The organism is Acidimicrobiia bacterium (assembly GCA_040881685.1).
Classification (GTDB): domain Bacteria; phylum Actinomycetota; class Acidimicrobiia; order IMCC26256; family PALSA-555; genus SHVJ01.
In genome coordinates, this window is sequence record JBBECS010000043.1 from 46,586 (window position 1) to 59,538 (window position 12,953).

General features: G+C 69.2%; 12 protein-coding genes. 3 read left to right on the forward strand and 9 right to left on the reverse strand.

Translation table 11 applies throughout. From position 1 onward, the window contains the following. The first annotated feature begins 216 nt into the window (after nt 1-216). Genes WEE69_11115 through WEE69_11125 form a run of 3 tightly spaced genes read left to right on the forward strand, consistent with a single transcriptional unit; the run spans nt 217 to nt 2,608 of the window. Complete coding sequence (locus tag WEE69_11115; GenBank protein ID MEX1145843.1) at nt 217-1,191, forward strand: hypothetical protein; 975 nt, start codon at nt 217-219, stop codon at nt 1,189-1,191. Nucleotides 1,192-1,224: 33 nt separating this feature from the next. Then, nucleotides 1,225-2,139 (forward strand): LLM class flavin-dependent oxidoreductase, encoded by a 915-nt coding sequence (locus WEE69_11120; GenBank protein MEX1145844.1) that lies wholly within the window; start codon nt 1,225-1,227, stop codon nt 2,137-2,139. Beyond that, nucleotides 2,132-2,608 (forward strand): DUF427 domain-containing protein, encoded by a 477-nt coding sequence (locus tag WEE69_11125; GenBank protein ID MEX1145845.1) that lies wholly within the window; start codon nt 2,132-2,134, stop codon nt 2,606-2,608. The genes WEE69_11120 and WEE69_11125 overlap by 8 nt, the downstream gene beginning before the upstream one ends. Before the next feature lie 3 nt (nt 2,609-2,611). Here the strand turns inward: WEE69_11125 and WEE69_11130 are convergent, their stop codons facing one another. From WEE69_11130 to WEE69_11170, 9 genes are all read right to left on the reverse strand, one after another. Beyond that, on the reverse strand, nt 2,612-3,451 hold the full coding sequence (locus WEE69_11130) for a DNA-formamidopyrimidine glycosylase family protein (GenBank protein ID MEX1145846.1): 840 nt from the start codon (nt 3,449-3,451) through the stop codon (nt 2,612-2,614). A 70-nt stretch (nt 3,452-3,521) separates the two neighbouring features. Then, a complete protein-coding gene (locus WEE69_11135) occupies nt 3,522-5,144 on the reverse strand; it encodes an MDR family MFS transporter (protein MEX1145847.1) in 1,623 nt (540 codons plus the stop codon). Then, a complete protein-coding gene (locus WEE69_11140; protein MEX1145848.1) occupies nt 5,141-5,731 on the reverse strand; it encodes a helix-turn-helix domain-containing protein in 591 nt (196 codons plus the stop codon). Before WEE69_11140 ends, WEE69_11135 begins: the two co-directional genes overlap by 4 nt. A gap of 31 nt (nt 5,732-5,762) precedes the next feature. Next, nucleotides 5,763-7,352 carry an AarF/UbiB family protein gene (locus WEE69_11145; GenBank protein MEX1145849.1) on the reverse strand — a complete coding sequence of 530 codons (1,590 nt, stop codon included), beginning with the start codon at nt 7,350-7,352 and terminating at the stop codon, nt 5,763-5,765. A 245-nt stretch (nt 7,353-7,597) separates the two neighbouring features. Then, a complete protein-coding gene (locus tag WEE69_11150) occupies nt 7,598-8,077 on the reverse strand; it encodes a hypothetical protein (protein MEX1145850.1) in 480 nt (159 codons plus the stop codon). Nucleotides 8,078-8,283: 206 nt separating this feature from the next. Next, complete coding sequence (locus WEE69_11155; GenBank protein MEX1145851.1) at nt 8,284-9,855, reverse strand: NAD(P)/FAD-dependent oxidoreductase; 1,572 nt, start codon at nt 9,853-9,855, stop codon at nt 8,284-8,286. A 10-nt stretch (nt 9,856-9,865) separates the two neighbouring features. Next, nucleotides 9,866-10,999, reverse strand: coding sequence for an aromatic ring-hydroxylating dioxygenase subunit alpha (locus tag WEE69_11160; protein MEX1145852.1), 1,134 nt, complete (start codon nt 10,997-10,999; stop codon nt 9,866-9,868). After that, complete coding sequence (locus WEE69_11165) at nt 10,996-11,742, reverse strand: amino acid ABC transporter ATP-binding protein (GenBank protein MEX1145853.1); 747 nt, start codon at nt 11,740-11,742, stop codon at nt 10,996-10,998. The genes WEE69_11160 and WEE69_11165 overlap by 4 nt, the downstream gene beginning before the upstream one ends. Beyond that, nucleotides 11,739-12,953, reverse strand: a complete 1,215-nt coding sequence (locus WEE69_11170) for an amino acid ABC transporter permease (protein ID MEX1145854.1) — start codon at nt 12,951-12,953, stop codon at nt 11,739-11,741. Before WEE69_11170 ends, WEE69_11165 begins: the two co-directional genes overlap by 4 nt.

Here is a 12,953-nt window from a genome sequence, read left to right on the forward strand (position 1 = left end):
GCGCAGGTAGCCGTGGCCCAGCGGCCCGGCGCGCAGCGCCAAGAGCGGAATGTTGGCTACCGACCGCGTCGCAGGTACCCTGCGGCGCACGTAGCCGTGGCCTCGCGGCCCGGCGCGCAACGCCAAGAGCGGAATGTTGGCTACCGACCCTCTGGAGAGGTGCTGGTCACGGGGCTGCGCTCCAGATCCGGGCCGCTCGCAGCCGATACTCGCTGCATGAAGCGGTGGGGTCGATCGGTGTTGCCCGTGCTGGCCGTGCTGGTCATGGCACTCGGCGCGGCATGCCGCCCGGCGCCCCCGAAGCCGCCTCCGCCCGCACCGCTGAGCTCGCCGCCGAGAACGGGCGACCAGAACGCTTCGCTCGGCTCGTGCCCTGTCTTCCCCGCCGACAACGCGTGGAACACCGACATCTCCGCAGCTCCGCTGCATCCGAACAGCGCCAACTACCTCTCACAGATCGGCGCCGACGGCGGCGACTTCCTGCACGCCGACTTCGGTGGAGGCGGCGCTTACGGAATCCCCTACGTCACGGTGGCGGGAACGGAGCCGACGGTGCCGGTGACGTTCGTGGACTGGCCGGGCGAGAGTGATCCTGGTCCGTACCCGGTTCCGCTCGGTGCACCGGTCGAGGGCGGTAGCGACCGGCACGTGATCTCGATCGACCGCGACAACTGCAAGCTCTACGAGATGTACAACGCGTGGCCTCGGTCGAATCGCTGGGACGCGAGCAACGGGGCCAAGTGGGACCTGAACTCCAACGCACTCCGGCCGAACACGTGGACTTCGGCCGACGCTGCGGGCCTGCCGATCTTCGCCGGCCTCGCCCGCTACGACGAGGTCGCGGCGGGTGAGATCGACCACGCGCTGCGCGTCACCTTCAACGCGACCCAGCGCGGCTTCATCTACCCGGCGACACACTTCGCGTCATCGAGCACGAACCCGAATCGCCCGCCGATGGGGCTGCGTCTGCGCCTCGCCGCGAGCTACGACATCTCGGGCTACACCGGTCAGGCGCGCGTGATCCTCGAGGCGCTGAAGAAGTACGGGCTGATCAACGCGGACAACGGCTCGAACTGGTTCATCACCGGCGCGGCCGACTCGCGCTGGAACGACAACGACCTGAACCAGCTCAAGAACGTGCCCGGCGCCGCCTTCGAGGTCGTCGACACGGGCCCGATTCGCACCAGCTGAACACCCCATCGCGGCGGTCGGTAGCCTCCGGCCATGCGTGTCGGTGCGTCCCTGCGGACCGCGTACGCGCCCGGTGATCACCGACTCGGCGCGCAGTGGGTGATCGAGCGCGCCGTTGCGGCGCGTGACGCAGGCCTCGACTCGCTGTTCATCGGCGACCATCACGCGACCGGCCCATTCCCCTACTACCAGAATGTTCCGATGATGGGCCGCCTCCTCGCCGACTGGGACGATCGGCCCGCGGGCGTGCTCATGCTCCTCCCGTTGTGGCCGCCCGTGCTCGCCGCGGAGCAGCTCGGCACGTTGGCGTCGATCGCCAAGGGTCGCTTCATCCTCCAGTGCGCGATCGGCGGGGGTGAGCACCAGTTCGCGGCCATGGGCCAGAGCGAGCGGACGCGCCCGTCACGCTTCGAGGCCGGACTCGACATCATCCGCCGGTTGCTCGCGGGCGAGAAGGTGAACATGGACGAGCCGTACCAAGTCCGCGAAGCGCGAATCGCACCCGTACCGAGCGACCCCGTCGAGGTCTGGATCGGTGCCACCGCGGCGCGGGGGATCGATCGCGCGGCCCGCCTTGGCGACGGCTGGATCGCCGACGCGGGCGTGATTCCCGACGAGGCGCGCGACCAGGCGGAGGAGTACCGCGCGGCGTGCGAGCGCCATGGCCGCGCGCCGACGGCGGTCGCCATACGTCGCGACGTTCATCTCGGCACCGATTCCGCCGACGCCGCGCGCCTGGCCGAGCCGGTCATCGCGGCCGGGTACCGCGGCTTCCGCCCGGAAGCATGCACCTACGGCAGCGCCGAAGAAGTGGCCGAGAGCCTTGCCGCGTACGCAGAGATGGGCTACACCGACGTCATCGTCCGTCACCTGGTCGACGATCAGGACGAGGTGCTGCGCTCGTTCGAACGGCTCGCGCAAGTGTGCGAGCTCGTCCGCGATGCCTGAGCGCACCAAGGAATCGGTCTGGGACTACCCGCGTCCGCCGCGCCTCGAGCCGACCGACAAGCACCTGACAGTCGTGCTGGGTGGCGACGTGGTCGCCGAGACCAGTCGCGCGTACCGGGTGCTCGAGACCAGCCATCCGCCGAACTACTACTTCCCGTCAGACGACGTGCGCGCTGGCGCACTCGAAGCGGCGAAGGGCTCGTCGTTCTGCGAGTTCAAGGGACGCGCCCACTACTTCACGGTGCGCGGTGGTGGTTGCGTCGCTACCGAGGCCGCATGGGGCTATGACACCCCCAGCCCTGCCTTCGAGCCGATCACGGGCTACGTCGCGTTCTACGCGTCACGCGTGGACGAGTGCTACGTGGACGACGAGCTCGTCACCCCCCAACCCGGCGACTTCTACGGCGGTTGGATCACCGCCGACGTTGACGGTCCCTTCAAGGGGGGCCCCGGCACGCGGGGTTGGTGAGGCCTACTTCAGCAGGCGCGACAGCCTTCGGTCCGCGAGGACTTTGCCTTTGGTTTGGCAGTTCGGGCAGTAGGCCACTTCGTGGGACTCGTACGACACGCGCTTGAGGTCCTCGCCGCAGCGCGGGCACGCGGTTCCCGCGCGGCCGTGGATCTCAAAGTTGGTGCCGAGCTTGGGTTCTGACAATCCACCAGTGCGCTCGCGCTCCTTGGTGAGGCCGTCGGCCAGCACGCTTCGCACCGCGTCCAGCAATCGCTTGCGTTCTTCAGCGTCGAGCTGCACCAACGTGGCGTACGGCGAGAGCTGCGCCCGCCAGAGAGCGTCGTCCGAGTAACCCCTGCCCACCCCGACCACCGTGCGCTGGTCGCGCAGCCAGGTGTGGATGCGCCGCTTGTCGTCGCCGTGCATCACGAGCTCAGCGAAGTCATCTGAGTCGGGTTCGGGCCCGAGACGATCGAGCGGCCCGTCGTCACCGGGCGCGAGCACCCACCACGCGGCCTTGCGCTCGGTTCCGTGCTCACGCACGAGCACCGCCGGCCCTTCGGCGAAACGGAGCCGCACGACCGAGCCCTTCGGGCGCGTCTTCTTGGACTTGTCTTCCACGTCGACGCGGCCGGCTTGCGACAAATGCAGCAACATGCGCAGGCCGTCGCCCCACTCCATGACGAGGAACTTGCCGCGTCGCCCCACGCCTTCGAGCGTTCGCCCCACGAGCGAGTCGGGCGCGGGCGTGACGGTCTTCAGCGCGGTGAAGCCGAGCGGCTCGTACGCCTCGAGGACGCGGCCACGGATTGCTTCGTCCAAGCGCTCGGCGAGCGCCTGCATCTGCGGAAGCTCCGGCATGTCACCTCCATGTCGCGCTCACTCGACGCGGGATACCCTCGTCGTCCCTACGGGCACGCTCGCCTACGCATCAAGTTTGCCGCGCAACTGCGAAGGTCTCGCCGTCGGGACCGACGGCGTCGAGCTTTGCGTCGGAACGCGCCTTGTCGCGAATGGCCGCCGCCGATCCCCTCGGCATCATCCGTGTGCAGATCAGGCCGATGATCGCGACGGCAACCGCGACCCAGAACGTGTGGTGCAACGCCCCCGCGAACGCCTCGCTCACGATGCGCTCGGTGGCCGGCGTCATCTGCGCCGCTTGATCGCTGGGCGTAAGGAGCTCCGACGTGTTGAACCCGGCACTGCCGAAGGCCTCCTCGAGCCGGCTCGTCACGCTGGTGAGCAAGACCGACGCCGCGATCGCGATGCCAACCGCACCACCGAGCTGACGGGTGAAGTTGATGAGCCCCGTCGACACGCCCATCTGCTCCGTGGTCACGGAGTTCTGCGCAGCCAAGGAAGTGGACATGAACACGAGCCCCATGCCGGTGCCGAGCACCACGAGGTATCCGCTCAGAGCGAGCTGTGACGAGTCCACCGTTAACCGCGTGAGCAAGAGCGTGCCGGCGACCACGAGGCTCGCGCCCACGGTGACCACCAGGCGGAAGCCAACCTTGAGCACGATCCTGGCGCCGAAGCCGGAGCCGATGACCATGGCCAACAGCAGGGGGATGAGGATGCGGCCCGATCCGGTGGCTGACTCGTGCAGCACGGTGCGGCCATACAGCGGGAGGAACGACAGGACGCCGAACATGGACATGCCGAGGAACATCGTGACGATGGCCGCGGCCCGCAGCGCCGGCACTCGGAACAACGAGAACGGGATCAGCGGCTCGGCTGCGCGCCGCTCGACGACCACGAACGCGGCGAAGAGCGCCGCGGCCGCCACGAAGGAGCCCACCACCTCGATCGATCCCCACGGGTACTGGCGCCCACCCGACTCGAGCGCGAACACGAGCGCGCCGCTCCACCCGAGCAGCGTCATGACGCCCAGCCAGTCGAACTGATGTCGGCGTCTGCGCTCGAGCGGCTCGACCATCACGAAGACCACGAGCGCGATGGCCAGGATGCCCACGGGCAGGTTCACGTAGAACACCCAGCGCCACGAGAGGTTGTCGGTGATGAACCCGCCGAGGAACGGCCCGAGCACGGAAGAGAACGCGAACACGCCCGAGTACACGGCGGCGACCTTCGCTCGCTGCTCCATCGTGTACAGGTCGGCGCTGATCGTCTGCGCAACAGGGAGGATGCACCCGGCGCCAAGCCCTTGGAGTGCCCGGAAGAGCACGAGCTCGGTCATCGACTGTGACATGCCGCTCAACACGGAGCCGAGCAGGAAGATGATCATGCCGGTGAGGAAGATCGGCTTGCGCCCGAACATGTCGGAGAGGCGCCCCCACAGCGGGATGGTGGCGATCTCCGCGAGCAGGAAGCCCGAGAACACCCACGCGTACGCGTCGATGCCCTTCAGATCGCCGGCGATCGTGGGCATCGCGGTCGACACGATCGTGCCGTCGACGGACGCAAGGAACATACCCGAGATCACCGCGGCCGTCGTGAGGACCACGCGCTTCTTCGACAGGCGCGCCGCGTAGTCGGTCATCGCCGGGACGCCCGACGCATATCGGGCCGCAGCGGTGGTCGGCGGGCTCACGACAAACCGCCCGTGAGGCCTGGCACCACCAGGCGGGCGAACGCGTCGATTCGCGTGACGATCGAGTCGGCGTCGCCGTTGTTCAGGTAGTCGAAGAAGAGCCCCCACAACAGCGTGGCGATGCAGTCGGCGGCCGCGTCGAGGTCGGCGTCGAGGGCCACATCCGCTGAGCCGGCGAGGACGAGCCGCCATCGTTCGCGCCACTGGGTTGCGAGGGCGGTCCCCACCTCTCGGGCGTCCTCGTCACCGAGCACCGATTCGCGTTGCATGTGGCGCAGGAACTCTGCGTTCACGACGAACCGCGCGAACTCCTTGCGGGCCTGCTCGACGACACGCGCTTCGAGCCCCCTCGCTACGGGAGGAGCGAACGCCTCGAGCGGCTGGCCGAACCCCTTGGATCGGTACACCTCGCGGATCAGCTCGGCCTTGGAGGCGAAGTGGTAGTAGAGCCCCGGCACCGTGACGCCGGCCGCGTCGGCCAGCTCCCGGACGCTGACCGCGGCCGTACCCCGTTCCGAGAAGAGGCGCAACGCGGTGTCGACGATCCGGTCCCGGGTCGCGCCCGCCGTGGCGGTGCGCGCGCTCATCAGGCCAATCTAGACTTGCTTGAGCGTTCGTTCAAGTAGCCCGGCGCTTCCGGCCCGGGGATTTCTCCCCCATGCGGGCGAGGATCGTCCGGCGGCGCTCCTGGAGGTCGGCGAACGTGAGGCGCTCCACGTCGGCCGGCACGAGGAAGCCGGCCTTGATGGCGTCGGGGTCGGGCGGGCGCATGGCGGCCTCACCGATCTCCCGCATGAGGCGCTCACCGTGGGTGGTGAGGAAGTACTGGTGCACGTTGACGATCTCGGCGATGAGGTCCAGGTCGGGGTCCAAGGTCGCCGTCGCCGCGTTCAGGTACATCAAGTCCTTCACGAAGAGCATGAGCTCTTTCGGCGCGCGGGTGCCGTAGCCGAGCAGCTTGGTCATCAGGCCTTGGAGCTCGCTGACGAGCTCGTCGGCCGACATCAAGGTCGGGTCCTTGACGGGCTGGTCGAGCTCGAGGTCGAGGAACACCGCGTCGAGGTCAGTATCGATCGGGAACGCCCCGAGGTCGCGCAGCGCGGTGAGCTGACCCTTCACATCACCCGACGTCCCCGAGAGCAGGAGGCGCAGGAACGCGAGGCGCTGGGCTTCGGTCAGGCGGCCGGTGATGCCGAAGTCGAACAAGACGGTACGACCCGTCTCGTCGACGAGCAGGTTCCCGCCGTGCAAGTCGCCGTGGAAGACGCCGTAGATCATCGCCCCCTCGAGGCACGCGATGAGTCCGGCGTGCAGGACCGCGCTCGTGTCCACACCCGCGGCCTGCATCGACTCCACGTCGTCGAACGCGAAGCCGCGCATGCGCTCCATCACGAGCACCCGGCGGGTGACCAGCACGGGGTGAGGCCGGGGTACGACCATCGTGCGTTGATCGGTGGCCGCGAAGACCCGGGCGAGGTCGAGCATGTTCTGCGCCTCGAGCCGAAAGTCGAGCTCCTCGGTGACCTGCTCGGCGAACAGCTCCACCAGCGCCGGCGGGTTGGCCAGCGCGGCCACAGGGATCCGACCCACGAGGTGCGGGCCGATCCACGCGAGCGCACGCAGGTCGGCCCGCACGAGGGCGCCGACGCGGGGGCGCTGGACCTTCACGACCACGTCCTCGCCGGTGACCAGGCGCGCCGCATGCACCTGCGCGATCGACGCGGCCGCGATCGGGGCCTCGTCGAACTCGGCAAACACGTGGGAGAGCGGTGCACCGAGCTCCTGCTCCACCAGCGCGCGGATGTCTCGGAAGCGCTCGGGGGGTACCTGGTCGCGGAGGCGCTTGAACTCGTTCACGAGCTCGTCGGGGAAGAGCCCTTCGAACGCCGACACGATCTGCCCGAGCTTCACGTACGTGGACCCGAGGCGCTCGAACGCGAGCCGCAGGCGCCGCGAGATCCCCGCCCGCGACCGCGGCGTCCCCCGCTCGCGAACGCGCCAGACCACGAGCGCTCGAGCCAGCCCACCCAAGACCCGCAGCACGCGCCAAATGGGTGGCACCCGGCGACGCCGGAGCAAGCGCGCGGCCTCGACCGCGGTGCTCGCGCGCACGTCAGCGAGCGCGTCGCACCACTCCAAGCGATCGATCTCCACCACCCACGGGCCGACGTCGGTGAACGCGAACTCGGCCAGGTCTTTCCCGCTCATGGCCCTGCGGGCCGGGCCGCGCCTCTCCACTTCGGCGACCGGCTTCGGGCCGCAGGGTACCTGCGGCACGGACGGTCACCTCTGGGGACGGTCATGTGCGATCACCGTACGAGCCGGGACGCGGGCGTGCCCCCGTCCAAGGGGGGGTCGGACGAGGGCACGCTCGGGTGGGGGCCTGGTGGCCTTACCGGGGTCAACCCCGCGATGGGCCGGACCCTTCCCGCGGCGGGAACACCGCCTGGGCGTCAGGCTCGACAGCCCCAAGCCGACCACGAGTGACCCCGTGACACGTAGAGATCACGGGCGGCCAGGGCGTTCTGGTACGGGTCGAGGAAGTTCCCGCCGTAGCTCTGGATCGCCACGATGTGGCGGCCCAGCTGGAACAGGCCCTGGTGGTAGCTGCCTGCGCCGGCGGTGGGGACCCACCCAGACTCGCATTGGGACACGTTGAAGGCCTGCTTGACGACTGCAGGGCCGTACGGACCGAATGCCGCCTTGACCGCGTTGGCGACCAGGGCGGTCGGCCCGACGTACTTGCTGGGCCCGGCGCTCGGGCGGGGGCCACAGCCCGCCACGACGAGCACCGCGACGAGGACGGGGACCAGCCGTCCGGACCGGACGAAGCGCCGGTTGGGTGCACGGGCGGCGGTTGGCTGCCCCGCATGGGGCGGATGGTCGGACGCAGGCGTCGCGGTCGACGGGGGGCTGAACCGTCGGATTCGCATGCGGTGCTCCTTCCCTCGGACGCGCGCGCGCGACCGAAGAATTGGGATTTGAGGGGAGGAACTTCTCGAACCCTACGAAATCTGGCGCAAGAAGCTCCACCACGACCCTACCGAGGGTCCGCGGTGACTTCCGCATTTGGGCCATTCGAATCCCCCTGGCGTGGCCCATGTCACGCCACAAATCGGGGGAATGCGGACAAACCGCCCTAGGGGTGATGGTCGGCCAGCACCGCCATGGCCGCATTTCGTCCGTTCACGGCCATCACCGAGCCGCCCGGATGGGTGGCGGCTCCGCAGAGGTAGAGGCCAGGGACGGGGGTGCGGGGCGCAAACCGGTGTTCCCACATCTGGTCAGGCAGGCACTCGCCCTGGAAGATGTGGCCCCCCGTGAGGCCGATGCGCTCCTCCACATCCGGGGGGCCGAGCACCTGGCGCTCGACCACACAGTCGGCGATGTCGGGCGCGTGGGCGGCGATCACGCCGACGACCGCGTCGGCGATCTCCTCGCGACGCTCCTCCCACGTGCCGGTGGCCAGCTCGTAGGGCGCGTACTGGGCAAACACGCTCATCGTGTGCGAACCGGGGGGCGCGACCGACGGGTCGTACGGCGTCTGGAAGTAGAGCTCGCACCAGGTCGGCGCCGGCTCGCCGCCGCGGGCCGCGTCGCACGCCGCCTGCGCGGCATCGATCGAACATCCGATCACGACCTGGGCCCGGAACACGGTCGGATCACCACCCGCGGCCGTGAAGGTGGGAAGACGCGAGAGGGCACAGTTCAGCTTGATGACCGGGCTGGTAGTTCGCCACGCGCCGATCCGCCGCCCGAACTCGGCGTCGACCTCGCCGTCGATCAGGCTCAGCGTGCGCACCGGGTCGGCGTTGCTCACGATGACGGGCGCGCGGATCGCCTCACCCCCCTCGAGGAGCACACCTTCGCCCGGGACGATGGCCGCGACCGGCACGCCGGCGGCGATGACCGCGCCCGCGTCGCGCGCGGCGTCGGCCAGGCAGAACGCGACCCGCCCCATGCCCCCTTCCACGTAGCTCCAGCCGCCGAGCAGTCCGAGGCTGTGGTGCGCGTGGATCCAGGCGGTTCCCGGATCGCGCGGCCCGGCGAACGTGCCGATGAGGCCCTCCACGTGGAGCGCGGAGCGAACGCGCTCGTCCTTGACGTGCCGTTCGACCATGTCGGCGATCGGCGCGTCGAGCACGACTTCGAGCCCCTCCGTGTCGACACCGAACAGCTCCTCGAGCGCCGCTCGATCGGGCGCGTCACCGATCCAGGTGTCGCCACGAGGCCCGCGCCGCAGCGTGTCGCGGATCCGGTCGAAGAGTGCGTCGTACGCGAGATAGCCCTCCACGTCGGCCGGTGCCAGCGCTTCGAGCGACGGCAGGGTCTTGGCATCGTCGTGCCACTGGTAGAGCGAGGTCCCGTCGTCGAACGGCGTCCATTGAGTGGGCTCGGCGACGAACGTCCGGTAGCCGCGCTTGGCGAGCTCGAGCTCCTCGATGACCAACGGGTGCAGCAGACCGACGAGGTACGCGCACGGGCTCATCAGGTAGCGGTCGTCTGCGAACGGCTGCTCGAGCGTGCACGCGCCTCCGAGCTGGTCGCGGCGCTCGAGCACGAGCACCTGCTTCCCGGCTCGGGCGAGGTACGCCGCCGCGGTCAGGCCATTGTGACCACCGCCGACAACGATCGCGTCCCACACTCGGGCCGCGAGCTCGGCCACGGGGGACGGCAGCCCGACCTTGCCCATCACGTCGTACGTGCTCACGCCGTTCCGTTCAGTCCGGTGCCGGGGCGCGGCCCAGGTACGCAGCCGCGATGAGCCCCACGAAGTGGTGCACGGCATCCTCGCGCTCGAGGATCGGGCCAGGGCGGTACGCGCCGGACGCGAGCCCGCGCTGCACCGATTCGCACGCGGCCCAGTCCTGCCGGTTCGTGAGGTCCCACAGCTCAACGGCGCCTCCGATGTCGTCGACGTCGGGCTCGACCAACCATTCGCATTCCACGCGGGTCGTGCTCGGTGTCAACGGCTCGAACCGGTGCGTCAGGACATAGTCGGGATGCGCGCTCACAAGCAGGTTCGGGAGCACGGCGAAGTACCCGACGCGGCGCCGGGTGAGCTCGTCGAGACCCGGGTGGATGGCGCCGACGAGCTCGCCGGTCATGGACATGGTCTCGGCGCCGTCGCGCAGGTCCATCCATCCACCGACCCATGCAGGACCAGGCGCCAGGTTGTCGCCACTTTCCGGTGGGCTCACGCGGCACAGCTCGGGATGGATTCGTGGGCAGTGCAGGCACTCCTGGTAGTTCTCGTGCAGCACCTTCCAGTTGGCTTCGACCACGTACTCGCGCCGCTCGACCGCGACGAGCCCACCTGGGTCGTAGGGAGCGAGGATCTTGTCGAGACCGGCAAGTCCGCGCTCGAGCGGCGCGGCCGTACTACTCGCGTTGACGAACGCCCACCCGCGCCATTCGTTCGCGCGGACCTCGCCGAGCGCGCACGAGTCGGGGTCCCGCACGTCACCGCCGGTCACGTGCTTGAGCGTGCCGTCGAGTGCGTACGTCCACCCGTGGTACGGGCACCGGACCTGCGGTCGGGTGGCGGACTCACCGATCGCGAGGAGCTCGTGCCCGCGGTGCCGGCACACGTTGGCGAACGCGCGCAGCTGCCCGTTGTCGTCACGCACGAGCAGCCTGCTGCCCCAGCCCATCGAAGCAGCGCATTGCGAACCGGGTTCGGTATCGGGCGCACGACCCGTACACATCCACGCGGCGTCGAAGAGATGCTCGCGCTCCCACGCCAGCACCGCATCCTCGGTGTACGCAGCACCGGGCAGCATGCACGCTCGGCCCAGCGGTGCGAGCGCGCGCGCGATCTCGTCGGCGGGGAGGGGCGCCGCCGACCGACTCACAGCTGGCCGGCCTCTAGCGTTCTCTTGAGGAACTCAGCGGTTCGCTCGTTCTCGGGGGCGGTGAAGATCTGGCTGGGCGGGCCCTGCTCGAGGATCTTTCCCTCGTGGAGGTAGCAGACCGTCTTCGCGGCGTCGCGCGCGAACGCCATCTCGTGCGTTGCGACGATCATCGTCATGCCTTCTTGGGCGAGCTCCTTCATCATGAGGAGCACCTCGTTCACCAGCTCCGGGTCGAGTGCGCTCGTGATCTCGTCGAAGAGCATGAGCTTGGGCTGCATGGCGAGGGCGCGCACGATGGCAACGCGCTGTTGCTGCCCGCCGGAGAGGCTGTCGGGGTACGCGTCGGCCTTCTCGGTGAGACCGATCCGATCGAGCAGAGCGCGGGCGCGTTCCTCGGCGTCGTCATTCGAGAGCTTCAGCACCTTGCGCGGTGCGAGCGTCACGTTGTCGAGCACCGTCATGTGCGGGAAGAGGTTGTACGACTGGAACACGATGCCGACATCGCGGCGCAGTCGGTTGAGCTTGATGTCGTCTTGCAGCACCCGGCGGCCCAGGACGGTCACGGTCCCGGCGCTCAACGGCTCGAGTCCGTTCACGCACCGCAGGAGCGTCGACTTCCCCGAGCCCGAAGCGCCGATGAGGCACACGACCTCGTGCTCCCCGACGTCGAGGTCGATGCCGTCGAGCACGGTGTTGAACCCGAACCGCTTCACCAGCCCTCGGATCTCGACGATGGCGCTCATCCGGGCAATCCGCCCGTGCTCACGGGGGCGGCGGTGGGTGCACCTGGCCGACCTGTGGTGATCAGCATGCGGTTGCCGCCTTCCATGCGCCGCTGATCACGCCGGGCGAGGTAGTCGACGATGCGCGTCTGCGGGATGGTGATGATGAGGAAGCAGAGCCCGAGCCCGGTGACGGCCGACAGGTTGAAGGTGTTGCTCGCGTTGTTCCTCGCGACGTTGAAGCCTTCCAAGATCCCCGCCACGTTGAGGAGCGCGGTGTCCTTCTGCAGCCCGATGAAGTCGTTCATCAGGGGTGGGATCACCCTTCGGACGGCCTGCGGGACCACGACGTGGCGCATCGACTGCGCTTCGGACAGGCCCAGGCCGCGGGCGGCGGCGCGCTGGCTCCAGTGGATGCTCTCGATGCCCGCTCGGTACACCTCGGCGACGTAGGCCCCGTACACGAGGGTGATGGCGAGGATGCCGAGCACCACTGCCTGGTCGAAGTGCACACCGAGGAAGTCGAAGTCGATGTCGGCTGAGTCCTCGATGATGGGGAGCCCGGTGAGTGGGAGGCCGAACACGATGAGGTAGATGGTCACGATCGCCGGCAACCCGCGGAAGACGTCGACATAGGCGACCGCCAGCCAGCGCAGCGGGGCGGCCGCGCGCCCGGGAAGTCGCCGGGCGAGCGCCACGACGAGCCCCAACGCGAGCACGAACACCTCGGCGATGATGAACACGAGCACGTTGAGCATGAAGGCGTCGCGCACCACGCCGAACTCGAGCGGCTCGGCGGCGTTCTTCTCCAAGCCCAACACGCTGGAGATGTGGCTCCACGAGAAGAACGTGTTGGCGACGTCGACGAGACCGTCCCACGATGTCCAGACAGCAAGGCCGAAGACGAGCAGCGAGGCCAGGGTCACCCCGCCAACGGAGATCCGGCGAGCGAGGTGCGCTCGCTGCTCGTCGGCGAGCGGCCCGTCTACCTCGACGACGCGGGTCTCGGCTCGGCGGCCGTAGACCAGTGCCGCCACGCCCAGCGGCAGCGTCAGGCAGAACCACGCGAGGAAGCCGTTGTCGGTCTGGTCGGCCCGCAACGCCGCGATCGCGGCTCCGACCAACACGCCAACCACGACGGCGAGCGCGAGCGCGAGCGCGCGCACCGCGCGCCGGTGGTTCTCCGCGTTGATCGGGTCGCTTGCCCCGTCGTGCTTCTCAGGGGCCGCCAC

Bases quoted from the DNA above. Each gene is read 5' to 3' on its own strand.
- WEE69_11145 (MEX1145849.1), bottom strand. From the start codon at position 7,352: ATGAGCGGGAAAGACCTGGCCGAGTTCGCGTTCACCGACGTCGGCCCG.
- WEE69_11120 (MEX1145844.1), top strand. From the start codon at position 1,225: ATGCGTGTCGGTGCGTCCCTGCGGACCGCGTACGCGCCCGGTGATCAC.
- WEE69_11125 (MEX1145845.1), top strand. From the start codon at position 2,132: ATGCCTGAGCGCACCAAGGAATCGGTCTGGGACTACCCGCGTCCGCCG.
- WEE69_11115 (MEX1145843.1), top strand. From the start codon at position 217: ATGAAGCGGTGGGGTCGATCGGTGTTGCCCGTGCTGGCCGTGCTGGTC.
- WEE69_11130 (MEX1145846.1), bottom strand. From the start codon at position 3,451: ATGCCGGAGCTTCCGCAGATGCAGGCGCTCGCCGAGCGCTTGGACGAA.
- WEE69_11140 (MEX1145848.1), bottom strand. From the start codon at position 5,731: ATGAGCGCGCGCACCGCCACGGCGGGCGCGACCCGGGACCGGATCGTC.
- WEE69_11150 (MEX1145850.1), bottom strand. From the start codon at position 8,077: ATGCGAATCCGACGGTTCAGCCCCCCGTCGACCGCGACGCCTGCGTCC.
- WEE69_11165 (MEX1145853.1), bottom strand. From the start codon at position 11,742: ATGAGCGCCATCGTCGAGATCCGAGGGCTGGTGAAGCGGTTCGGGTTC.